At 46.3% G+C, this 21,799-nt stretch carries 22 protein-coding genes and 1 tRNA gene; 7 read left to right on the top strand and 16 right to left on the bottom strand.

Annotation, left to right across the window (positions count from 1 at the left end; all coding sequences use genetic code 11):
• Positions 1–20: 20 nt before the first annotated feature.
• The 6 genes from thrS to AOB49_RS04620 form a co-directional block, all read right to left on the bottom strand.
• Positions 21–1,943 (bottom strand): threonine--tRNA ligase, encoded by a 1,923-nt coding sequence (thrS, locus tag AOB49_RS04645; protein WP_062308537.1) that lies wholly within the window; start codon positions 1,941–1,943, stop codon positions 21–23.
• Between the two features lie 79 nt (positions 1,944–2,022).
• Positions 2,023–2,099: transfer RNA gene (locus AOB49_RS04640), tRNA-Val, on the bottom strand.
• A gap of 18 nt (positions 2,100–2,117) precedes the next feature.
• Entirely contained in the window at positions 2,118–4,145 is a 2,028-nt protein-coding gene (locus AOB49_RS04635) for a RelA/SpoT family protein (protein WP_062308535.1), read from the bottom strand.
• A 15-nt stretch (positions 4,146–4,160) separates the two neighbouring features.
• Positions 4,161–6,011: an alpha/beta fold hydrolase gene (locus tag AOB49_RS12385; RefSeq protein WP_342667197.1), complete on the bottom strand. Its 1,851-nt coding sequence runs from the start codon at positions 6,009–6,011 to the stop codon at positions 4,161–4,163.
• A 34-nt stretch (positions 6,012–6,045) separates the two neighbouring features.
• Complete coding sequence (locus AOB49_RS04625) at positions 6,046–6,696, bottom strand: CoA transferase subunit B (protein WP_062308534.1); 651 nt, start codon at positions 6,694–6,696, stop codon at positions 6,046–6,048.
• 37 nt (positions 6,697–6,733) lie between these two features.
• Positions 6,734–7,432 (bottom strand): CoA transferase subunit A, encoded by a 699-nt coding sequence (locus AOB49_RS04620; RefSeq protein ID WP_062308532.1) that lies wholly within the window; start codon positions 7,430–7,432, stop codon positions 6,734–6,736.
• A 208-nt stretch (positions 7,433–7,640) separates the two neighbouring features.
• Here AOB49_RS04620 and AOB49_RS04615 point away from each other — a divergent pair, with 208 nt between their 5' ends.
• Positions 7,641–9,311 carry an electron transfer flavoprotein-ubiquinone oxidoreductase gene (locus tag AOB49_RS04615; protein ID WP_062308530.1) on the top strand — a complete coding sequence of 557 codons (1,671 nt, stop codon included), beginning with the start codon at positions 7,641–7,643 and terminating at the stop codon, positions 9,309–9,311.
• Positions 9,312–9,320: 9 nt separating this feature from the next.
• Here the strand turns inward: AOB49_RS04615 and AOB49_RS04610 are convergent, their stop codons facing one another.
• From AOB49_RS04610 to AOB49_RS04595, 4 genes are all read right to left on the bottom strand, one after another.
• Positions 9,321–10,478 (bottom strand): MFS transporter, encoded by a 1,158-nt coding sequence (locus tag AOB49_RS04610; RefSeq protein ID WP_062308528.1) that lies wholly within the window; start codon positions 10,476–10,478, stop codon positions 9,321–9,323.
• A gap of 28 nt (positions 10,479–10,506) precedes the next feature.
• Positions 10,507–11,622, bottom strand: a complete 1,116-nt coding sequence (gene aroC / locus AOB49_RS04605) for a chorismate synthase (RefSeq protein WP_062308525.1) — start codon at positions 11,620–11,622, stop codon at positions 10,507–10,509.
• A 62-nt stretch (positions 11,623–11,684) separates the two neighbouring features.
• On the bottom strand, positions 11,685–12,140 hold the full coding sequence (locus tag AOB49_RS04600) for a CBS domain-containing protein (protein ID WP_062308523.1): 456 nt from the start codon (positions 12,138–12,140) through the stop codon (positions 11,685–11,687).
• A gap of 78 nt (positions 12,141–12,218) precedes the next feature.
• Positions 12,219–13,067, bottom strand: coding sequence for a YihY family inner membrane protein (locus tag AOB49_RS04595; RefSeq protein ID WP_062308522.1), 849 nt, complete (start codon positions 13,065–13,067; stop codon positions 12,219–12,221).
• Between the two features lie 29 nt (positions 13,068–13,096).
• On the opposite strand from AOB49_RS04595, the gene wrbA reads away from it, so the two are divergent.
• The 3 genes from wrbA to AOB49_RS04580 all read left to right on the top strand — a co-directional run bounded on the left by wrbA (position 13,097) and on the right by AOB49_RS04580 (position 14,402).
• Positions 13,097–13,699 (top strand): NAD(P)H:quinone oxidoreductase, encoded by a 603-nt coding sequence (gene wrbA / locus AOB49_RS04590; RefSeq protein WP_062308520.1) that lies wholly within the window; start codon positions 13,097–13,099, stop codon positions 13,697–13,699.
• A gap of 3 nt (positions 13,700–13,702) precedes the next feature.
• Positions 13,703–14,110 (top strand): DUF2069 domain-containing protein, encoded by a 408-nt coding sequence (locus AOB49_RS04585; RefSeq protein ID WP_062308518.1) that lies wholly within the window; start codon positions 13,703–13,705, stop codon positions 14,108–14,110.
• A gap of 103 nt (positions 14,111–14,213) precedes the next feature.
• Complete coding sequence (locus AOB49_RS04580) at positions 14,214–14,402, top strand: hypothetical protein (protein WP_062308516.1); 189 nt, start codon at positions 14,214–14,216, stop codon at positions 14,400–14,402.
• Positions 14,403–14,447: 45 nt separating this feature from the next.
• On the opposite strand, the gene AOB49_RS04575 is transcribed toward AOB49_RS04580, so the two are convergent.
• Positions 14,448–15,632, bottom strand: coding sequence for an MFS transporter (locus AOB49_RS04575; protein ID WP_062308515.1), 1,185 nt, complete (start codon positions 15,630–15,632; stop codon positions 14,448–14,450).
• A 155-nt stretch (positions 15,633–15,787) separates the two neighbouring features.
• Here AOB49_RS04575 and AOB49_RS04570 point away from each other — a divergent pair, with 155 nt between their 5' ends.
• Both AOB49_RS04570 and ppk2 read left to right on the top strand, forming a co-directional pair.
• Positions 15,788–16,078: a hypothetical protein gene (locus tag AOB49_RS04570; RefSeq protein WP_062308513.1), complete on the top strand. Its 291-nt coding sequence runs from the start codon at positions 15,788–15,790 to the stop codon at positions 16,076–16,078.
• A 20-nt stretch (positions 16,079–16,098) separates the two neighbouring features.
• A complete protein-coding gene (gene ppk2 / locus AOB49_RS04565) occupies positions 16,099–16,872 on the top strand; it encodes a polyphosphate kinase 2 (protein ID WP_062308512.1) in 774 nt (257 codons plus the stop codon).
• Position 16,873: 1 nt separating this feature from the next.
• Here ppk2 and AOB49_RS04560 read toward each other — a convergent pair whose 3' ends face one another.
• The 5 genes from AOB49_RS04560 to AOB49_RS04540 form a co-directional block, all read right to left on the bottom strand.
• Entirely contained in the window at positions 16,874–17,146 is a 273-nt protein-coding gene (locus tag AOB49_RS04560; RefSeq protein WP_245640615.1) for an EF-hand domain-containing protein, read from the bottom strand.
• Positions 17,146–17,832 (bottom strand): DUF3313 domain-containing protein, encoded by a 687-nt coding sequence (locus tag AOB49_RS04555; protein ID WP_062308510.1) that lies wholly within the window; start codon positions 17,830–17,832, stop codon positions 17,146–17,148. Before AOB49_RS04555 ends, AOB49_RS04560 begins: the two co-directional genes overlap by 1 nt.
• A 93-nt stretch (positions 17,833–17,925) precedes the next feature.
• Positions 17,926–18,873 carry a TRAP transporter substrate-binding protein gene (locus AOB49_RS04550; RefSeq protein ID WP_062308509.1) on the bottom strand — a complete coding sequence of 316 codons (948 nt, stop codon included), beginning with the start codon at positions 18,871–18,873 and terminating at the stop codon, positions 17,926–17,928.
• A complete protein-coding gene (locus AOB49_RS04545) occupies positions 18,866–19,840 on the bottom strand; it encodes a Bug family tripartite tricarboxylate transporter substrate binding protein (protein WP_062308506.1) in 975 nt (324 codons plus the stop codon). Before AOB49_RS04545 ends, AOB49_RS04550 begins: the two co-directional genes overlap by 8 nt.
• 28 nt (positions 19,841–19,868) lie before the next feature.
• On the bottom strand, positions 19,869–20,624 hold the full coding sequence (locus tag AOB49_RS04540; protein WP_062308505.1) for an SDR family NAD(P)-dependent oxidoreductase: 756 nt from the start codon (positions 20,622–20,624) through the stop codon (positions 19,869–19,871).
• A gap of 190 nt (positions 20,625–20,814) precedes the next feature.
• Between AOB49_RS04540 and AOB49_RS04535 the strand changes: the two genes are divergently transcribed.
• Positions 20,815–21,783 (top strand): Bug family tripartite tricarboxylate transporter substrate binding protein, encoded by a 969-nt coding sequence (locus AOB49_RS04535; protein ID WP_062308503.1) that lies wholly within the window; start codon positions 20,815–20,817, stop codon positions 21,781–21,783.
• The last annotated feature ends 16 nt before the right edge of the window (positions 21,784–21,799 follow it).

Here is a 21,799-nt window from a genome sequence, read left to right as displayed (position 1 = left end):
CAATCAAAACCGTTCTACCCCTAGCTAGGCTCGGGTCCGACTTTCTGGGATATATCCTGCTGGAGTCGGGCAACGAAGGCATCAAGAGGCATTACGCCTAAATCAACTCCGCCACGGGCACGAACGGCTACCGAATTACTTTCAGCCTCTTTATCGCCAACAACTAGCAAAAATGGGATCTTCTGTAATGCGTGCTCGCGTATTTTATACGTAATTTTCTCATTCCGCAAATCAGATTCGACTCTAAACCCTTGTTTTTTCAGAGATTGCTGGACTTGTTGAGCGTATGCAGCGGAATTTCCAGAAATATTAAGGACTACAGCCTGGGTTGGCGCGAGCCAAACTGGCATATTTCCAGCGTGATTTTCGATCAAAATGCCAATAAAACGCTCCAAAGAGCCCACAATCGCCCTGTGGAGCATCACAGGAGCCTTGCGGGTGTTCTCTTCCGTGACATATTCAGCACCCAAACGGGCTGGCATCGAGAAATCCACCTGAATCGTGCCACACTGCCAAGTACGCCCAATAGAGTCTTTGAGGTGATATTCGATCTTAGGGCCGTAAAAAGCACCCTCACCCGGCAATTCTTCCCATTCTTGACCGGAGGCGGTCAAAGCGCCACGTAAGGCAGCTTCGGCTTTATCCCAAATGGCATCATCGCCAACACGCTTGGCTGGGCGAAGAGCCAACTTCACAGCAACTTCAGTGAAGCCAAAATCTTTGTAAACCTCGCGAACCGCCTTATCAAAGGCAGCTACTTCAGCCTGAATCTGATCTTCGGTGCAGAAGATGTGACCATCATCCTGGGTAAAGCCACGCACCCGCATCAAGCCATGCAAAGCACCTGATGGCTCATTACGATGACATTGACCGAACTCACCGTAACGCAAAGGCAATTCACGGTAGCTGTGCAAACCAGAATTAAAGATCTGAACATGGCCAGGACAGTTCATCGGCTTTAGTGCGTAGGCACGATTTTCCGACTCAGTGGTAAACATGTTTTCTTTGTAATTATCCCAGTGACCAGATTTTTCCCACAGTCCGCGATCCAAAATCTGAGGAGCCTTGACCTCTTGGTAGCCTTCACGTTGGTATACACGACGCATGTACTGCTCAACCTCTTGCCAAATGGACCAGCCCTTTGGATGCCAGAAAATCAGTCCTGGAGCCTCTTCTTGAAAATGAAACAGATCGAGCAGCTTTCCTAAACGACGGTGATCACGCTTCTCAGCTTCTTCAAGCATATTGAGATAAGCATCTTGATCTTCTTTTTTTAGCCAAGCCGTACCGTAAATACGCTGCAGCATCTCATTTTTGCTATCGCCACGCCAGTAAGCGCCGGCAAGCTTCATGAGTTTAAATACCTTCAACTTACCAGTGGATGGCACGTGGGGACCGCGACACAAGTCTGTGAACTTACCCTCGGCATAAAGAGATACGTCCTCCCCCTGGGGAATACTCGCAATCAACTCTGCCTTATAGTTTTCACCTTGATCTTTAAAGAACTTCACAGCATCATCGCGAGGCATTACCGTGCGAGTAACTGGCTCATCCTTTTTAGCGAGCTCGGCCATTTTCTTTTCAAGCGCGACCAAATCCTCTGGAGTAAATGGACGATGGTAGGAAAAGTCGTAATAAAAACCGTTTTCGATTACAGGGCCAATAGTGACTTGAGCCTCGGGAAATAATTCCTTAACGGCATAAGCAAGCAAGTGTGCCGTGGAGTGGCGCACGATCTCGAGCGCTTCTGGACTCTTATCAGTAATGATGGCGAGTTGACTGTCTTTATCAATCACAAAGCTGGCGTCAACCATCTTGCCGTCAACAATGCCGCCTAGCGCCGCTTTAGCAAGGCCGCTACCAATGCTTTGTGCGACATCAATGACGCGAACAGGAGCATCAAACTCTCGTTTTGATCCGTCTGGCAGAGTAACTACAAGCATGACAACTCCATCAATTTACTTACAAAAAAGAAAGCGCGGAAGCATTTCGGCAACCGCGCTCTTTTGGGTCTTTATTCGTTGGTAGGCTCGATTGGACTCGAACCAACGACCCCCACCATGTCAAGGTGGTGCTCTAACCAGCTGAGCTACGAGCCTATATAGCCCTAGAGTTTATCACCGGCGGCGCACCTGCGTGACACCTTTCACCTCTTCAAGGCTGTTTTGCACGATACGCAAGGCTTCCGAGTCTTTAATTTCAATGGTTAGCAGGATTTGAGCCATGCCCCGTTTGGAGGACTTTCGCAAATCCACCACGTGTACACCTTGCCTGGTCAATATCTCAAATAATTCCCGCATGAGCTCGGGGCGATCCAAGCCAGTGACTGCCAAATCTGCCGGAAACAATTTTTTAGCCTCATTTCCACCACCAATGTCAGAGCTTGATTCGTTCCATGCCGTCTGAATAACACGCTCGGGAGCTCTCTCCAAAAGACTTCTAAATGTTTTACAAGATCTTCTGTGAATGGAAACACCACGACCCTGAGTTACAAAACCCGCAATCGCATCAGGAGGAACCGGTCTACAGCAACGCGCTAGCTGAGTGAGCAAAGAGTCCACCCCTACCACCAGCACATCACCAACCTGCCCTGGCTTACGAGCACTCTGGCGTAGCACAATCTCTGGAGTTGCAGTAGCAGATTTAGCTTCAACTTTTTGGTCTAACTTTGTTTCGGTCGGCTTGGCCCCAGCCCCCTCGTCATCCAAAGCATTGAACCAAGTACGCACCCGAGTACGGGCCCGTTGCGAGCGTAAATAATTTCGGCTTGGGCTAATCCAGTCACGTGATGGACCCCCATGCTTGACGGCAATAATTTCCACTGTTTGACCATTTTGCAAGGGGGTATCCAATGGAACCATAGCGCCATCCACCCGCGCACCACGGCAACGATGCCCCAAATCGGTATGCACCGCATAAGCAAAATCAATTGGTGAAGAGCCTTTCTCCAAAGAAATGACCTTTCCCAATGGAGTCAGCACATAAATATGATCGTCTATTTCATGATGCTTAAGCTGCTCCCAGGCATCCTCTTTCCATGAAATCAGTTGCCTTGCCCAAGCGATTTGGCGCTCATAGGCCACAGCTGCACTATGAGTGCCCATTTGATGAACGGCGCTAGAGCTTGCAGGAGCCTTATTTATCTTGGGTGGTGTAGCAGCACCACTGTAGGCACCTTCTTTATAGCGCCAATGCGCAGCCAAACCATACTCAGCCTGCTGGTGCATCTCGTTAGTGCGTACCTGAATCTCAAATGCCGTACCTTGCTCATCCATGACAACGGTATGGAGTGATTGATAGCCGTTGGGCTTAGGCCGCGCAATGTAATCATCAAATTCACGTGGCACTGGCTGCCAAATGTTATGCACCAATCCTAAGATAGCGTAGCAAGACTTCACATCATCGACTAACACCCTGAATGCCCGCACATCGTAGAGATTGGCAAAGTCCAGAGATTTACCCTGCATCTTCTTCCAAATGCTGTAGATATGTTTCGGGCGACCTTGTACATCGCCGGTAATATGCGCAAGACTTAACTCCTGCTTGAGACGCGCCACAATCTTTTGAATAAATGCTTCGCGCTCAACTCTCTTACCATCGAGCATCTTGGCAATATCACGATAGGTTTCAGGGGAGAGAACCCGAAAGGCTAAGTCCTCCATCTCCCATTTCATTTGCCAAATACCCAATCGATTGGCCAAGGTTGCATCGATATTTAGAATCTCTTGCGCCCAAGCCTTGGGCATGACAATCTTCTCGCGAGTAATCCAGCGCAATGTTTGCAAGCGTGATGCCAGGTAGATAAGAACCACTCGCAAGTCATCACCAAAAGCAAGGAGCATCTTTCTGAGCATCTCTTCTTGCCCAGAAATACTTAGACCGCCATCATTACGCACAAGCTTTGCTTGGGCCTGCCTGAGACCTCGATAGCCAATTAGTAATTTCGCAGCTTCATCACCGATTAACTTAGTGAGCGCTTCTCGGCCATGAGTGCGGGCAATATTATTTGCTGCGGTTAGCGTCGCCTCATCCAGATGAAGCCCCTGCAGAATGCTTAGAACGCCGGCAGCATGATCCTCGGCTGGCTCACCATACCAACCATCAACCACTTGAAATCCCTCGGATGCATTTGCTGGCGCAGACATTACCTAATGAGATCCTTAGCTAAAGAATTCTTTTGCCAATGCCACTTGTTCCGCCTTAACAAATGCAGGCGCGTGCCCCACCCCTGGTATCTCAATACTACGGGCATAAGGATTAACCTTGCACATCTCTGCGACTGTTTTAGCGGACAACAAATCAGAATCTCCACCGCGCACAATCAGCACTGGAATATGAATTTTCTTAAACGCGTGCCACATCGCCATCTCACCCGCTTTAGCCATAATCGGGTTGACTGACGCAAAAGGTACGGCAATATCTGGATCGTAATGCATCACCCATGCACCATCCTTCTGAATCAGCATGGGGCCGTTATAAACCTCCCACTCTTCTGGGGTGTGCTCGCCAAAAGAAGCACAAATTTGATTTAAGCGATTTAAGGCATCAGCGCGATTAGCAAAGGTAAACGGCTGCCCGACATATGAACCCAAACGCGCAATAGCTTCAGGTTCAATACGGGGACCAACATCGTTAATTAACATACGACGAATTGGGCTACCTGGCATGGAAGCGTAGACCATTCCAATTAACCCACCCATAGAGGTACCAAACCAATCGATCTGCGATACCCTTAGATGCTTAACGAGAGATGCCATATCCGCCACATATTGAGGAACCGCATAGAGCATCGGATTTTTTAGCCTATCGGAATCGCCACGACCTACGACATCAGGGCATACGACGTAATATTCGTTACTCATTGCCTGGGCAAGCGTCTTGAAATCACTCCCGCGTCTGGTCAAGCCATGAACACAAAACAGCACTCGCGGATTCTGAGGGTTTCCCCAAGCGTGATAAGCCATGCGATGAGGCCCGTCACTACTTGTGCAAGTCACATAAAAAGTGTCACCCTGATGAATTACATTGGTCTTATTTACTGCATCATTGACTGGATCATCATGCGCATGCTCATCATCACCTCCCGCAACCTCCGGCTGTAAAGTAACGTGATCAATGCCATGTTTATCTAGCAACATTGCGTTAATTCGCGACATAATTTCAGGCCACTGATTCATGTCGGCAATTTCAATATGCCCAATTAAAGCGGGGAAGCTAGGGGTCATCTCCCACACGTGAAGATCGTGCACAGACAACACACCAGGCATCCTTTTCAAATCATCGCCCACTTGCAAATAATCAATGTGCAGCGGAACCCCCTCCATGAGGAAGTGGTATGACTCACGCAATATTGAAACGGTGGACTTCAGGATCAAAAGAGATACTAGGATTGAGAGAATTGCATCAATCGGCATCCAACCAGTAAGCTGAATGACCACACCCGCGATCAAAGCTGCTATCGAACCTAAAAGATCGCCCATCACATGGACTAAAGCCGCGCGAGTATTGACGCTTTTTTTATCGCGCGACAAAACCCAAGCAACAACAATATTCATTGCAAGCCCAATAGCGGCAACCACCGTAACAGTGATGCCATCTACCTGGTGTGGGGAGTAAAAACGGCTGACTGCTTCAACCATAATCCAAACGACCAATGCCAACATTGCAATGCTATTAATGAATGCGGCTAAGGCCTCTGCGCGACCAAAACCAAATGAATGTTTTGGTGATGGCGGCCTACGAGAAATAATTTGCGCCAATAAAGCCAAGCCTAGTGCAGCAGCATCGGTCACCATGTGGCCGGCATCTGAAATTAATGCTAAAGAATTGGCAAAGTAAGCTGCTGCACCCTCCACACCCGAAAAACCCAGCGTCAAGACTAAGGCGATAAGTAATAAGTTTTGATTGGAAACTTCTTTGCTATGGGAATGCTTGGCATCGCCCCGCTTGTGAGCATGAAGTGAATGGTCTGCAGCACTCATAGAGATATCCCTAAAAGGAAATGGGGTCATTAAGACCCCATTATTTCATTAACTGAGAAAGTATTTAGAAACCAGACGTATCAATAGGGGCACCTGTTTTAGAGAGCACCTCCTCCTTGGTGACTCCTGGAGCGAGCTCAACCAACTTCAGACCTTTTGGTGTGATATCTAACACACATAAGTCGGTGATGATGCGACTAATTACGCCCACCCCCGTTAATGGCAAAGTGCATTTAGGCAGAATTTTGATCTCTTCCGTGCCATCTTTTTTCTTAGCGACATGCTCCATTAAGACCACTACATGTTTAACGCCCGCCACGAGATCCATGGCGCCCCCCATCCCCTTGACCATTTTTCCTGGGATCATCCAGTTGGCCAAGTCACCGAACTCACTCACTTGCATAGCGCCCAGAATGGCAATATTAATTTTGCCGCCACGAATCATTCCAAATGAATCCGCTGAAGAAAAAATAGATGAGCCAGGCAAAGTGGTAACCGTTTGCTTACCAGCATTAATTAAGTCCGGATCAAGCTGCGCTTCTGTTGGGAACGGGCCAATACCTAAAAGACCATTTTCAGATTGCAGCCAAACTTCCATCTCTTTTGGCACATGGTTCGCAACCAAAGTTGGCATACCAATACCCAAATTAACGTAGTCACCATCTTTTAACTCTTTAGCGGCTCGTGCCGCCATTTCATCTCTATTCCAAGGCATGTCGATCTTCCTAAATATTCTGTACTGTTAGCGCTGATTAAGCGGCGGATAAAGTGCGATGCTCAATACGCTTCTCGGGCGTTGCATTTAGCACTAGGCGATGAACATAGATACCGGGAGTATGAATCTCATTCGGATCGAGTTGACCGTTCTCAACAATTTCTTCAACCTCGGCAACTGTGATCTTCCCAGCCATCGCGACTACTGGGTTGAAGTTTCGAGCGGTATAGCGATAGATCAAGTTACCTGACTTATCGGCTTTCCACGCTTTTACTAATGAAATATCAGAAATAATGGAGCGTTCCATGATGTATCGCTCACCATCGAATTCTTTTTCCTCTTTACCTTCAGCAACCAAGGTACCAACACCCGTCTTGGTATAAAAAGCAGGGATTCCGCAACCGCCAGCCCGCAACTTTTCCGCGAGAGTGCCCTGTGGCGTAAATTCCAACTCCAACTCGCCTGCCAAATACTGACGCTCAAATTCTTTGTTCTCTCCCACATAAGAGGCGACCATTTTTTTTACCTGTCTTGAATTGAGCAACAAACCCAAGCCAATGCCATCAACTCCAGCATTATTAGCAATCGCCGTTAAATTTTGCGCGCCAAGGTCTTTTACCGCACCAATCAAGGCCTCTGGAATGCCACAAAGTCCAAAACCACCAACGGCCAACTTTTGGCCATCTTTCAAGATATCCCGTAGGGCATCAACTGCTGAGGGGTAAGTTTTATTCATACATTCGTCCTATTTATTGCCAAAGAGGGTAAAAAGCTAATCATAACGCTTTAGACACCAAAGCCCATTGGTGACAAATGCCAACTAAGTTTTTCCTACTTAGATCTAAACTAAGGGGAGTAATTGAGCCCCTAAACATGCTGGAATTGCTAAAAATTACGGAAAATTGCTTTAAGACCCTATTTTTGAGAATTGTCGGAGAAATTATATGAATGCCCAGGAATTGCTTGAACAGTTTGGCCCCAGAGAATCCATGGACTATGACCTTGTTATTGTCGGCGGTGGTCCCGCAGGTCTATCGGCGGCTATTAAAGCAAAACAGCTGGCCAATGAATCTGGCAAGGAAATAAGCGTCTGCGTTCTCGAAAAAGGGTCAGAAATTGGTGCACATATTCTGTCTGGCGCCGTCATGGATCCTAAAGCGCTCACAGAACTCTTTCCCAACTGGAAGGAATTAGGCGCCCCACTAGATACTGCAGTAACCCAAGATCAATTCCTTTTCTTGACTAAAGAAAGCGCATTTCAGGTTCCCAATTGGATGCTGCCTCACTGCTTCAAGAATGAAGGTAATTACATAGTGAGTTTAGCCAACGTCACACGCTGGCTAGGTCAGCAAGCGGAGAATCTTGGGGTGGAAATTTTTCCAGGCTTTCCCGCTGCAGAAATTCTTTACAACGAGCATGGCGCAGTCTGTGGCGTGATTACCGGAGCAATGGGTTTAGACAAAGAAGGCCAACCCACAGACCAGTTTCAGCTAGGCATGGAGTTACGCGCCAAATATACGCTCTTTGCTGAAGGTGCCCGAGGCCATTTAGGAAAACAATTGATCGCCAAGTTTGCTTTGGATAAAGATGCTGATCCTCAAAGTTATGGAATTGGCATCAAAGAGCTTTGGGAAGTTGAACCATCTAAGAGTAAGCCAGGCCTAGTCGTTCATACCGCCGGATGGCCTTTGGAGAGCGACACCTATGGTGGCTCATTCCTGTATCACTTGGGCGATAACAAAGTTGCAGTTGGTTTGGTTGTGGGTCTTTCTTATAAGAATCCTTATCTCTCTCCATTTGAAGAATTTCAACGCTACAAATTACATCCCAAAATCCGCGAGACATTCGAGGGTGGAAAGCGTATCGCCTATGGTGCACGCGCACTAACAGCCGGAGGTCTCAATAGCCTACCAAAAACGGTATTCCCAGGCGGTGCACTGATTGGCTGTGATGCTGGCTTCTTAAACGCCTCACGCATTAAGGGAAGTCATGCAGCAATCAAAACTGGCATGTTAGCCGCTGAGGCTGCTGTGGCTGCGCTGAACGAAAATCGTTCAGCCGATATATTGGCTGCGTATCCTAACGCATTTAAAAATAGCTGGCTGCATACTGAGTTAAACCAAGCGCGTAACTTCAAACCATGGATGTCAAAAGGTCTCTATATTGGCACCTTGATGGTTGGCTTAGAGCAAAAACTATTAGGCGGAAACATGCCATGGACAGTCCATTTAAAACATGCGGATCATGAATGCCTAGAACCAGCGGCGCAATATCAACCGATAGACTATCCAAAGCCTGACGGCAAGATCACATTTGATCGCCTCTCCTCAGTATTTATTTCTAATACTAATCACGCCGAGAATCAGCCCGTTCATTTAACGCTGAAGAACAATGCGGTTCCCGTCAACCTCAATCTCAAAACATATGCAGGTCCGGAGCAACGCTACTGCCCTGCTGGCGTTTATGAGTATGTCGAGAATGATGGTCAAGCACGCTTGCAAATCAACTCACAAAATTGCGTACATTGCAAAACTTGTGATATCAAAGATCCAAGTCAGAATATTGTTTGGGTTACACCAGAGGGTGGCGGCGGACCAAACTACGCTTCGATGTAAGCTCTTAAATTATCGAGTCGGGTAATGGCGAGGTCGTAGTTTTTGAATCGCCATACCCGCTAGACCGCAAGCCAAAGCTGACATGACAAATACATTTCGTGGTTGCGTAGCATCCCATAACCACCCCGCCACCAATCCACCAAGTGTGCCACCTAAACCATAGGATACGGTAGCCATCAAAGCTTGGCCACGGGCTTGTAGGGGTCCCGTAAACCAACGCTGCAATAATTTAGTCGCCGCGCTATGGTGAGCGCCAAATGTTCCTGCATGCATTAATTGGGCGATGATCAAAACCCAAGTGACCGGGAAGAATGCGATCAAGATGAATCGAAGCACCCCAATCCCAAATGCCGCCTGTAAGACTATCTCTGCATCCAAACGACTTAGCACTTTGCTCTGAAAGTAAAAGAAAATCACTTCAGCAAAGACCCCCAAAGCCCAAAACAAACCAATCTCGAACTTGTTATAACCAAGGTCCGCCAAATACAACGAGTAAAAAACATACAAGGCGGCATGAGCAAAGATCATAAAAAATCCCGACACCAAGAACCAACGCACATCGGGATTAAAGAGCACCACCAAAAGCTCGCCCTTTACCATCTTGCGACGCTCCATCTTGGGTTCGTACAACTTGAACGTAATTGCAGCCAAGGCAAATAGCACAACCGTGCCTACGATGGGGTAAAGCTCTATACCGCTACGCTGAAACAACTCTCCAGCAAAGAGAACCATTGCAATAAAACCAATGGAACCCCATAGACGCAAGCGACCATAACGCTTATCAAAAGAATTATCTTTAAAGAGTGCGTGCACGGTAGCGGACTCGCCCAAAGGCATCAGACTACTCAGAATCGTATGTAAGACAAACATCCAGACAAAGAAGGAAGCATAACTCTGCAGGAAAAAGATAAAAAGAAACACGATCGCTGCCAAGCATGCACATACGCGAATGATGCCAATACGATTTGATAGATAGTCTGATAACCACCCCCAAGAAAATGGGCCAACAATACGGGTAATTTGGAGCATTGACATTAAAACAGCAATCTCAATGACACTAAAGCCGCGATCTACAAAAAATAGACTGGCGTACGGGGAGACTAAGCCAACATAAGCGAAATATAAAAAGAAAAAGGACCCGAAGGCCCACCGCACTGAAGGTGTCATGTTCTTTTTCTTATTTTATCGATTGAAATTAATCAGATGCCGATCCTGGTCGTGCCGCTGGAATAGGCGGAACCGTATGCTTCACATCACCACATTGAGCGCGGTGACGCAAGGCGTGATCCATTAAAACCAAGGCCAACATAGCTTCAGCAATTGGTGTCGCCCGAATTCCTACACATGGGTCATGACGACCTTTGGTCTGAACGGTAATTGGCTTGCCATTCAGATCAACAGACTCTTTGGGGGTCATGATGCTAGAGGTAGGCTTAATAGCAATTGATACACGCAGATCTTGCCCACTACTAATTCCACCTAATGTGCCACCAGAATTATTAGTCGCAAAACCATCAGTAAAGAGCTCATCGCCATGCTCACTTCCGCGCTGCGCTACAGATTTAAAACCAGCACCAATTTCCACGCCCTTCACCGCATTGATACCCATCATCGCATGCGCAATATCGGCATCCAACTTATCAAATAAGGGCTCACCTAAACCAATGGGTACGTTGCGAGCGCGTACCTCAATCTTTGCTCCACAGGAGTCCCCTGCCTTGCGCAGCTCATCCATGTAGGTTTCAAGTTGAGGAACGATATCCAGATTAGCAGCAAAGAAAGGATTGCTTTCAATCAATGCCGCATCTTTAAATGGAATCTCGATCTCGCCAAGCTGGCTCATATAGCCATAAAACTCAGTACCGTATTGTTCACGCAACCACTTCTTCGCAATCGCTGCTGCAGCAACAACAGGAGCAGTTAAGCGCGCAGATGAACGACCGCCACCACGGGGATCACGCAAACCATATTTGTAGTGATAAGCGTAATCTGCATGACCGGGTCTAAAAGTTTGCAAAATATTGCCGTAGTCTTGGCTGCGTTGATCTGTATTGCGAATCAGCAAGCCAATCGGAGCACCCGTAGTTTTACCTTCGTAAACGCCGGACAAAATTTCGACTTTGTCTGCTTCTTGGCGCTGCGTTACATGGCGCGATGTGCCGGGCTTACGTCGATCTAAATCGATCTGCAAATCCGCCTCATTTAATGACATCCCGGGAGGACAGCCATCGACGACAGCACCAATTGCGGGACCATGAGATTCACCAAAAGTGGTGACAGTAAAGAGAAGGCCTAAAGTATTTCCTGACATAACGACATTATGTCATCTGTCAGGGGTATTAGGCCAGTACAGGCCTTGTCAGCTTGTTTTGACTAGCTTGCAGCCTTTTCCTCGCCCTCAGGCCAGTCACGAATATAGGCCTTAAGCATGGTGTTTTCAAAATCTTGCGCCTCAACAACCGATTTGGCGACGTCGTAGAACGAGATAACGCCCATCAACATCTTTTGGTCCATGACGGGCAGGTAGCGGGCGTGATCAACCAACATCATGCGCCTCACCTCATCAATTTCCGTTTCCATATTGCAAGTCAGGGGCTTAGCATTCATGACAGAGTTAACTTTCAAGTCATCGAGCTTGCCATGGTGTTTTGCTAGTGCGGCGATCACCTCTCGGAAGGTCAGAATACCCACCAGCTTTTCATAGTCCATAACAACCAATGAGCCAATATCATGTTCGCTCATTACCAAGACAGCAGTTTGCAGCGCTGTCTCTGGCGCCACCGTAAATAGTGTGCTGCCCTTCACGCGCAATATGTCACGAACTTTCATTGGGTCTCCAACAATGGTTTTCTTATTGGAACAATATATTCTTAAGCATGGGCAGAATCAAGGGTCAAATACAGTATTTCAGTAACGAATAACCCTGATTACCCCACTACGAATACTTGGAAGATTGGCGACAAGTACAGCGCCAGCTAGGGTAATCCACCAGGTTAGATAAATCCAAATCAGCGCTAAAGGGAAGATGGCGAAAGCACCATAAACGGTCTTATAAAAGGCAACGTGCGTCAAAAAGAATGCAAAACCAAACTTCATAAGCTCAAAAGTCATGGCCGCAAAGAAAGCGCCAGTAAACGCATCACTCCATTGAATTTGGGCATAAGGCAGGATTTTGTAAGCGACCGTGAATACCGATATCGCCAACAGCACCGGCAAAACTGTAGCAACAAGGCTCAAACCAAAGCTCAGTGATTCAGTCCAACCTTCTGCTGCACTTAATAAGAGACCGCTCAAATAAGTACCAATACCCAGCAAAATGGGGCCCAAAATCGTAGCCGCAGAATAAATAGCAATCTTTTTCACAACTGGACGACTTTTGCTCACTCGAAAGATTTGATTGAAGGCGCTCTCAATCACCGCCATAGTCATGATGGTGGTGATCACCAGCCCAATCAAACCGATCAATGTGAGCCCTTTGGCTTGAGAGGAAAATTGATCGAGGTAATTAAAAACTTGTTGATTAAGACCGCCAGGCATATACGTATCCAATAGCCAAGCCTGAATCGCATACTTGATACGGATCACGCTCGGAAGGTAACCAATCAAAATAGAGGCAACGGTCAACATGGGAACTAAAGACAAGGTCGTCGTAAAAGCTAAGCTTGCCGCCACCTGCTTCAGATTTTGGCCGCGATTACTCTCCCAGATCTCTTTCCCAAGAGAGAGCCATAATTGAGGATTACGAATGAGACGCATCGCCGTATCATAAAAGATAAGAGAAGAATATGAGCCACGCAGATATATTAGTTTTGTACTACTCCCGCCACGGCGCTACTAAAGAGCTAGCTCGTCTCATCGCGGAAGGGATTGAAAGCGTGCCTGGTGCCAATGCCAGACTGCGTACGGTTCCACCCATATCCACCGTATGCGAGGCAACTGAACCAGCCGTGCCATCAGAGGGCGCCCCCTACGTTGAATATGCAGATCTCAAAGAATGTATTGGTTTGGCCCTTGGATCACCAACCCGTTTTGGCAATATGGCCGCCCCCATGAAATATTTTTGGGATGGTAGCTCTGGTGAATGGTTGAATGGCGCCCTGATTGGCAAACCTGCGTGCGTCTTTACCAGCACTGGCAGTCTTCACGGAGGCCAAGAAAGCACCCTGCTAACAATGATGATTCCACTGCTTCACCATGGCATGATGATTCTCGGACTCCCTTACAGCGAAGCAGATCTCATGAGCACTGCCACCGGCGGAAGCCCTTATGGACCAACTCACCTAGCCCATGCTGACGGTCGCGCACCGATTAGCGCAGAAGAACAGAGACTAGCCATAGCGCAAGGCAAACGGCTTGCGCAAGTAGCCTTGAAACTGAATCAGGAGTAATCCATGCTGAAAGACTGGCGCAACAAAAATCCGTACCAGCTCATTGCCACAGCGGCCTTTGTCGACCTCTTTATACTTTGTATCGCCTGGGAATGGTTTCTGTCCCCTCTTCGTCCAGGTGGATCTTGGCTCATCCTCAAAGGCGTTCCATTGCTATTTGCCATCCCTGGCCTCTGGAAAGGCAAGGTCTACACTATGCAGTGGGCCTCCATGCTAATCCTGCTCTACATCACAGAAGGCTTGGTCCGAATCCTCGAAACTGGGACTAATTTCTGGTTAGCCGCACTGGAAACGGCGCTTGGCACCCTCGCCTTTGTCTGTCTGCTTATCTACCTCAAACCGATTAAAGCCCGGGCGAAAGCTGAAAAAAAGGAGCTTGAGCAAGGCAAAAACGCTGAAAATAGGCCCTGAAAACGCTATTTTTTGAAAAAAATGAAATTTATATAAAAAATTTGCTACTTTTTGTCATCTCCGCGTCTTTATCGGGCGTTATATGGCCATGGAGGTGACAAATATGTCAACAAGACTCAAACGTTGGGCTCGTGCAATTCAACAGATCGATCTTTCAAAAAGGGCGGATCCTGAGGTAGCCATTGGCTACTTAGATAGCAAATACCGTGATATCGCATGGCGCTACATCCGTATTTTAGGCTTTGAGCGTACCATCAGTTTTATGGCTAGCAACAACTTCCACCCGGAATAAGCCTAGAACCCCCAAGACTCACCAAAATAACCCCAGTCTATTGATTTAGCTGGGGTTTTGTATTTCTGGGGTCCTAAAAACCCAAAACGCGAGCAACAACAGCGCCAGCATGGCGCAAGAGCCAGAAAATAAGAAAGCAGATTGCGGATTGTAGGATTCATATAGCCATCCAAATATCAGGGATGCGGGCAACAGCATCACACCATTGACCAAGTTAAACCATCCAAAGGCAGTGCCAGCCATTCCCTTTGGTGCCAAGTCTGCGACGAGCGCTTTTTCTACTCCCTCAGTGGCTGCCTTAAATAAACCGTAGAGCCCAAAGAGGATAAATAGCACCCCAATTGAAATCCCCGAAAAACTCATAGCGACGTAAAAAAATGCAAATGCACACCATGCAATCAAGATGAAATGTTTACGCCCAAATCTGTCAGATAACGCCGATAGCGGTGTTCCACAAACTGAGGTAATCAAAGAAATGGCGGCCCACATCAGAGGGATCTGCTCTTGGGGCACGCCAAGCTCTCGTGCTCTTAAGAGCAAAAACATATCCGATGAGTTGGCCAGAGCAAAAATTCCAGCGGCCAAAATATAGCGCTTGAACGGAGAGGACAAACCCTCAAGCGACCAAGAGAATGGCTGGACTAACTGCCGCTCTTGAGGTGGCTCCTGAAGGCATAACGCTAAACCAACCGTTATCAATCCAGGAATAATAGCCCATAGAAAAATATCTTTTAAGGGAATATCAATAGACAGCAAGAAAGCCGCTAGGAGTGGGCCAAGTACTGCGCCCGCGTTATCCATAGAGCGATGCAAGCCATAAGTAATGCCGCGCTGATTTGGAGCAACGCTCTCCGCTAATAAGGCATCCCGCGGGGAGCTTCTCAAGCCTTTTCCAAGACGATCAGTAAAGCGAATGCATAAAATCCATGCCCAAGAATTGGCAATTGCGATGAGCGGTCTTCCAATCCCAGCCAAAAGGTAGCCAATCACAATCCAGGGTTTCGTTTTTTTGGTTCGATCCACGATCACACCGGAAACCAATTTAAAAATACTGGAAGTTGCCTCAGCAACCCCTTCAATCAATCCCAAGGCCTTTGGGCCTGTCATGAGAACTGTTGACAGATAGAGCGGCATTAGTGGGTACAGCATTTCGCTCGCAGAATCATTCACAAAGCTAATCAGACCAATTAACCATACCGTCCGTGGCAAAGAAAATAATGTTTTGAACATACCAGTCAATTTAGCATCAAAGATTGCCGTAATAAATATATGTCTATAACTGTCACAATCGCTTGAAAGTGTCCGCAATAAAACGTAGGATCAAATGATGCTAGTAGCCATATATCAATTCACTAGCAAATCAATTTTATTTATAGGAATACATCATGAGTCAAAAGAAACTAGTAAAGCAACTGCTAAAAAAGTTAGACAAGTTGGAAGCGGAAAGAGAAAAGCTGATTGATAAGCTGGCAAAGGCTTTAGATAAATTAGAGAAAAAAGCACCCGCCAAGAAAGCTCCAGCCAAAAAAGCGGCTACCAAGAGAGTAGTAGCGAAGAAGGCTCCAGCCAAAAAAGTAGCAGCTAAAAAAACACCCGCCAAAAAAGTAGTTACAAAGAAAGCTGTCGCCAAAAAGGCGCCTGCCAAGAAAGCATCCATCCCTTCTGCTAATACCTAATTCATCATTCGCTCCGCCTTATGACTAAAACCAAAAAATCGGAAATTCATTACGAGGCAGAGTTGCATTTGCTGCAAATTGAATTAGTAAAGCTACAACATCAAATTATCGATCAAGGCTATCGCCTCCTGGTTATTCTAGAGGGTCGTGATACTGCAGGCAAAGATGGCACGATCAAATGTATTACCGAACATTTGAGCCCAAGAGACACCAGGGTAGTTGCTTTAAATAAACCCTCTCCTCGTGAAGAAGGTGAATGGTATTTTCAGCGCTATGTTGCCGAATTGCCTACCGCCGGTGAATGCGTGCTTTTCAATCGTAGTTGGTATAACCGCGCCGGCGTAGAAAAGGTCATGGACTTTTGTACTGATGCGCAATACAAGCAGTTTATGGACACAGTCAATGATTTCGAATCATTGCTCGTAGGATCCAATATCCAGGTCATTAAATACTACTTAGATATTTCAAAAGCAGAACAAGCAGTGCGTCTTGCTGACAGAGCCAAGGATCCATTAAAGCAATGGAAAATCAGTCCAATTGATCAACAGGCGCAAAAGAAATGGGATGCATACTCGCAGGCGCGAGATGCCATGCTCAAGAAGACCAGCACTAAAGATGCCCCTTGGGTCGTGATCAGCGCTAACGACAAGAAGCTAGCGCACCTCAATCTGATCCGTGATTTACTCTCTCGAGTGGACTACCCAGGAAAAGACAAGTCGATTCTGAAAATTGATCCAGAAATTGTCTTAACCTGGCCAGCAGACTCCAAGAAACTACCTAAGCTAGCAAAATAAATTAGCGGGCTGCCATTGTCTGTATTTCAGCGACAGTGACATAGCCCTTATTTTGCGCATCAATCTTACTAAAGTGGTCATAGATTCGAGGCATGCAACCCTTAGCCTCATCCAGCGTTAACTTGCCATCTTTATTCGTATCGCATTTTGCGAAACGCTCTGATATCTCTTTATTGCGAGATGCATCATCAGCCATCGAATACAGCGGTGCTAGTAGCATTGCTGCCACAGCAATACGAATAAGATTTTTTAAAGTTAGCTGACAGGACATCATTATCTCGACGCAGTTGCTCTTGGATCTGCAGAAGTTTCCATCGCAACGCGTACGACTTTTTTAGCCATTGCGACAAATGATTCAGCTGAGCCACCCGCAGTTCTAAAAGACTCGCCCTGAACGGTTACTAAACCTTCGCCCAGCAAATCCTTAGTTTGGCTATCAGTGATCTTGCTCTCAACCAACATTGCTGGAGTCTTCGAGTTCACACCGCCTGCATAAGCGGCAGCATTTAAAGCCAAGCCAATTGGCGTGAAATTCCAAGGCTGCAGACTGTCTGAAGAGCTCTCCGCCCCAGTGATACCAACAGAAATACGCGCCACTCCAGGACCAGGCTGCGTAACGATCTTAATATTGCCACGTGCATTGACCGCCTCGACCATAGACTCTTGTAAAGCAGCTCTAGCCTTGTTAATGACTTCAGGCGTAATTTCCTTGGTGGCATTTTGATTCAAATAGATTGGATCCAAAATAACTGCCGTATAGGAGCCTGGATTAACTCCTGCTTTACGGTATCTCCAAATACGCGTATCGGACTCACTAGTTGCCGTTGGCACCAAAACTGAATAGTTGGGCAAAAAACCAGATTTAGGCATAGGCTGACTAGCCAATTTTGGTGTATTGCTACACGCCGACAATAAAGCGACTACAGAAATTGTGGTGATTAAAGCGCCTAATTTATTCATTTAAGTTCCATTGAGAGTGATTGGTGGGGCATTAGCCCTTGAGCTAGTTCTGGATATCATAACCCTTAATCGGAGAGTATCCAGATTATGGCTTTAGCAGAGCTTTCCAACGCGCTCCTCTAGGAGACTCCATGCGTGATCGCCAACTTCATTCTTCCATTTCTGATAGAAGCTACCTCCCAAATGCTGACGAAAAGTGGATGTATCCGCCTCATTAATAATCATCCCCTTCTCTCGTAGCATTTCAGATAGATTGTGATTTAGATTGATCGTATATTCGCGCTGCTTGTCGACATATGTCTTCACATTCTTGAGAATAATTTCCTGAATTTCAAGAGGCATGCTCTCCCAAAAACTTAAGCTGCCAATAATGTTAAAGCCTGACCACATGTGAGATGTCTTTGAAATGTACTTAGTCACTTCATATAACTTCAGTGATTCGATAATTGCGAGAGGATTCTCCTGCGCCTCTAAGCTTCCATTCTTCAATGATTCATATAACTCCAAAACAAATAGCTGTACAGGGCGAGCCCCAAAAGCCTTAAATGTATCTTCAAATACTTCACCTTCTGGAATGCGAATAGTTAAGCCCTCCAGATCTTCTGCATTAAAAATGGGACGATTATTGGTAACAATGTGGCGAAATCCATTCTCCATGAGTCCAGATGGGAACAAATAGATACCCTTTGAACGAAGTTCATTGCGAAGAAAATCCCCAAGTGCTCCATCCATTGATGCATAAACATCCTCACTACTTCTAAATATAAAAGGCAGGCTTTGTATATTCATCGCAGGAACTAAGGGACCCAAAATACTTCCCATCAACGCATAAAATTGAATCTGTCCATCAATGAGTTGATCAACCACCTCTAGATGAGCCAGCTTGGTGCCACCGTTATCGGCAAGAACCTCAATATCAACCAAGCCATCCGTTTGCTCTCTAACTGCATTCCATAGATCTACCAAAAAGGGATGCACATGGCTTTTCTCGGGTTGGTAATGGAACTGACGCCCCTTCCATTTGGCTCTAGAATTAATCACCGCTGATACCTGCCTCTTTAATTACCCTACCCATACGCTGATAATCGGCTGCCATAAACGCACTCATTTGAGAGGCGCTCATGGGATATGGATCAATGCCATTGTCACCAAGCTTCTTGATAATCTCAGGCATCGCAAGGGTTTTTAATATCTCACCAGAAAGTTTGGCAACAATCTCGTCAGAAAGACCAGCCGGTCCGATAATGCCAACCCAGGAAGCATAGCTATATCCCGGCACACCTGATTCACCAACTGTTGGAATATCACTCATGATTGGCGTTCGTTGAGATCCTGCGATTGCTATCGGGCGTAATTTTCCCGACTTGATTAAAGGCAACACCGTACCAATCGCATTGAACATCACCTGCACTTCGCCGCCAGCAACGCCAACTGCTGCCTGACTAGCCCCTTTATATGGCACATGGGTAAATTTAATTCCCGCCATAGATTCAAACATAGACATCGCAATATGCTGTGGGCTACCCACACCTCCAGAAGCATATTCAATTTTCCCGGGATTGGCTTTAGCGTAATCAATAATATCTTTGACTGTTTTAAATGGTGAGTCTGCATTGACAACAAGAACTGTTGGAAGTACTGCAACCATCCCTATAGGCTTAAAGCTTTTTAAAGGGTTGTAAGGTACTTTTCTTAATTGGGGAAGAACACTCAGAATGGCATTGTTGCAACCACAAAATACATATCCATTTGGACTTGCGTTAGCAACCTTTTCAGCGCCAATTGCTCCAGATGCGCCAGTTTGATTGTCAATCAGAATCGATTGTCCTAACGACTTACTAATTTGTTCAGAAACAATTCGCAAGGCGACGTCTGATGCACTCCCTACCGCCAATGGCGTAACAAAAGTCAGTGAACTATTTGGCCACAGTTGGGCGTAAGAGAAATTTGATAACGATAGTAAACAACCTACGAAAGTTAGCGTCTTGAATGCCGATAAGATTCTCACATCAATCTCCTATATTGATAGACTTTCACTAAAGCATAATCCTGCCGCCGTTGGTGTCTAAGGCGACGCCAGTAACAAAAGCTGCTCCATCTGAGGCCAAATACAACATTGCCGAAACATGATCATCAGTCGTTGCTAGTCTACCTAAGGGCACCTGTGAAGCGATGCGAGCAATATCTTCAGGAGTCCTCAGGGCTGCTACTCTAGGCGTTAGAGTTGTTAATGGTGCAATAGTATTTGCAGTAATTCCATAAGGCCCTAGCTCATAAGCCAAAAACCGGGTTAACTGAGTGACACCCGCTTTAGCCGATCCATAGGCTGGTGACGAGGCGGCGTGAACCGTTCGTCCAGATATTGAGGTGACGTTAATAATGCGTCCGGCTTTAGACTTCTTTAACCTAGGAATTGCTGCTTGGCAGCAAAGAAATACAGCTCTGAGATTGAGAGAGATGGTGTTATCCCACTCTTCAAGATCCATTTTCTCTACAGTGAGTAGCTTCTTGTAGCCACCAGCACAGTTTATAAAAATATCGAGGCCAGTTCCAGCATGATCAATGGCACTAAACGCCTCTAAAACGGATTGTGGATTCGTGATATCAACTTGGATTGGGTAGGCCCGATCACCCAACTCGGCTGCGATCTTCTCGACTCCCTTGTAATCGAGATCCAAAAGAAATACGTAGGCGCCTTGCGCATAAAAAGATCTTACTGCCGCCTCACCTATGCCTGAAGCGGCACCAGTAATTGCAACAGCGCGACCCATCATCTCCGGATAAGTTGCCATAAGATAAATCCCGACATTGTCATAAAGTGATTAATATACCGATAGATGACTTACATCTTCTGATGACATCATAAGGTGTACTGTAAATATTTGATAGAGTGATCAATGTAGTGCTTTTTAGTCTAAGTGAATTAATATATTTTCCAATGTATTTGTCCTAAATTTTTCTCAATAATTTGAGGTGTGCACAATGTTTAAAAAACTACTCGCTGTCGCGTTGATATTGCCAGCCTTATTTGTTTCAAATGTATATGCAGAAGATCCGTATCCAAACAGACCCATTACTTTGATAGTGCCAAATCCACCTGGTGGATCATCTGATGCTAATGCCAGAATCTTGGCTGATGCGTTAACCAAAATCCTCAAGCAACCAGTCGTTGTGAACTTTAAGCCGGGCGTTGGCGGACAAATTGGGAATGCATTTGTCGCGAATGCAAAACCCGACGGCTACACCTTGCTCATGGGGCTTTCTTCAATCATGGTGTCTCCAGATGCTGAGCGCGCTCAGGGAAAACCATCGCTATATGAAGTAAACCAACTCACTCCGATTGCCATGATCTCTAATGATCCGATGGTGATGTTAGTTAAAACCGATGCGCCTTGGAAAAACTTAAATGATTTGATGAAGGCGGCAAAGGAAAAACCGAATGCACTCACCTATTCATCTTCGGGTAATTTTGGCCCCATTCATCTTTCAGTTGAGATGCTAGCCCATGCTGCTGGCGCTAAGTTTTTGCAAGTACCTTTTGGGGGCGGAGGTCCTTCAATGCTTGCCTTATTAGGCGGACAAGTTGATATGACTACAGCCATTCCTTCGGTGGCTATACCTCAAATCGAGTCCGGAAAAGTTCGTCCAATTGCAGTATCTGGTCCAAAGCGTATTAAGTTGTTACCTAACGTCCCTTCTTATCGCGAGTCTGGGTTTGATGCTGAATACAATATTTGGAATGGATTATTTGTGCCAACTGGTACGCCACCTGCAGTTATCGATACCCTTAATAAGGCAATTAAAGAAGCCGTGCAATCTGGTCAGATCGAAACTGCGATGAATCAACGAGGCATGATTTTTGACTATAGAGATACAAATGATTTCAAGAAATTTGCTCAAGAAGATGGCGATCGCATGGTCAAGGTGATCAAGGCAATGCCTAAGCAGTAATAAGAAAGTAATTAAC

Source organism: Polynucleobacter sinensis, assembly GCF_001595985.1.
Lineage (GTDB): Bacteria > Pseudomonadota > Gammaproteobacteria > Burkholderiales > Burkholderiaceae > Polynucleobacter > Polynucleobacter sinensis.
The sequence above is the reverse complement of the archived record's forward strand: the minus strand, read 5'-3'. Positions and strand labels throughout refer to the sequence as shown.

Coding starts and splice junctions, on each gene's coding strand:
- AOB49_RS04585 (WP_062308518.1), top strand. CDS start 13,703: ATGCTGAAAGACTGGCGCAACAAAAATCCGTACCAGCTCATTGCCACA.
- AOB49_RS04535 (WP_062308503.1), top strand. CDS start 20,815: ATGTTTAAAAAACTACTCGCTGTCGCGTTGATATTGCCAGCCTTATTT.
- wrbA (WP_062308520.1), top strand. CDS start 13,097: ATGAGCCACGCAGATATATTAGTTTTGTACTACTCCCGCCACGGCGCT.
- AOB49_RS04620 (WP_062308532.1), bottom strand. CDS start 7,432: ATGAATAAAACTTACCCCTCAGCAGTTGATGCCCTACGGGATATCTTG.
- AOB49_RS04610 (WP_062308528.1), bottom strand. CDS start 10,478: ATGACACCTTCAGTGCGGTGGGCCTTCGGGTCCTTTTTCTTTTTATAT.
- AOB49_RS04595 (WP_062308522.1), bottom strand. CDS start 13,067: ATGCGTCTCATTCGTAATCCTCAATTATGGCTCTCTCTTGGGAAAGAG.
- AOB49_RS04570 (WP_062308513.1), top strand. CDS start 15,788: ATGAGTCAAAAGAAACTAGTAAAGCAACTGCTAAAAAAGTTAGACAAG.
- AOB49_RS04600 (WP_062308523.1), bottom strand. CDS start 12,140: ATGAAAGTTCGTGACATATTGCGCGTGAAGGGCAGCACACTATTTACG.
- aroC (WP_062308525.1), bottom strand. CDS start 11,622: ATGTCAGGAAATACTTTAGGCCTTCTCTTTACTGTCACCACTTTTGGT.
- AOB49_RS04615 (WP_062308530.1), top strand. CDS start 7,641: ATGAATGCCCAGGAATTGCTTGAACAGTTTGGCCCCAGAGAATCCATG.
- AOB49_RS04575 (WP_062308515.1), bottom strand. CDS start 15,632: ATGTTCAAAACATTATTTTCTTTGCCACGGACGGTATGGTTAATTGGT.
- AOB49_RS04540 (WP_062308505.1), bottom strand. CDS start 20,624: ATGGCAACTTATCCGGAGATGATGGGTCGCGCTGTTGCAATTACTGGT.
- AOB49_RS12385 (WP_342667197.1), bottom strand. CDS start 6,011: ATGACCCCATTTCCTTTTAGGGATATCTCTATGAGTGCTGCAGACCAT.
- AOB49_RS04555 (WP_062308510.1), bottom strand. CDS start 17,832: ATGAATAAATTAGGCGCTTTAATCACCACAATTTCTGTAGTCGCTTTA.
- thrS (WP_062308537.1), bottom strand. CDS start 1,943: ATGCTTGTAGTTACTCTGCCAGACGGATCAAAACGAGAGTTTGATGCT.
- AOB49_RS04625 (WP_062308534.1), bottom strand. CDS start 6,696: ATGCCTTGGAATAGAGATGAAATGGCGGCACGAGCCGCTAAAGAGTTA.
- AOB49_RS04635 (WP_062308535.1), bottom strand. CDS start 4,145: ATGTCTGCGCCAGCAAATGCATCCGAGGGATTTCAAGTGGTTGATGGT.
- AOB49_RS04580 (WP_062308516.1), top strand. CDS start 14,214: ATGTCAACAAGACTCAAACGTTGGGCTCGTGCAATTCAACAGATCGAT.
- ppk2 (WP_062308512.1), top strand. CDS start 16,099: ATGACTAAAACCAAAAAATCGGAAATTCATTACGAGGCAGAGTTGCAT.
- AOB49_RS04560 (WP_245640615.1), bottom strand. CDS start 17,146: ATGATGTCCTGTCAGCTAACTTTAAAAAATCTTATTCGTATTGCTGTG.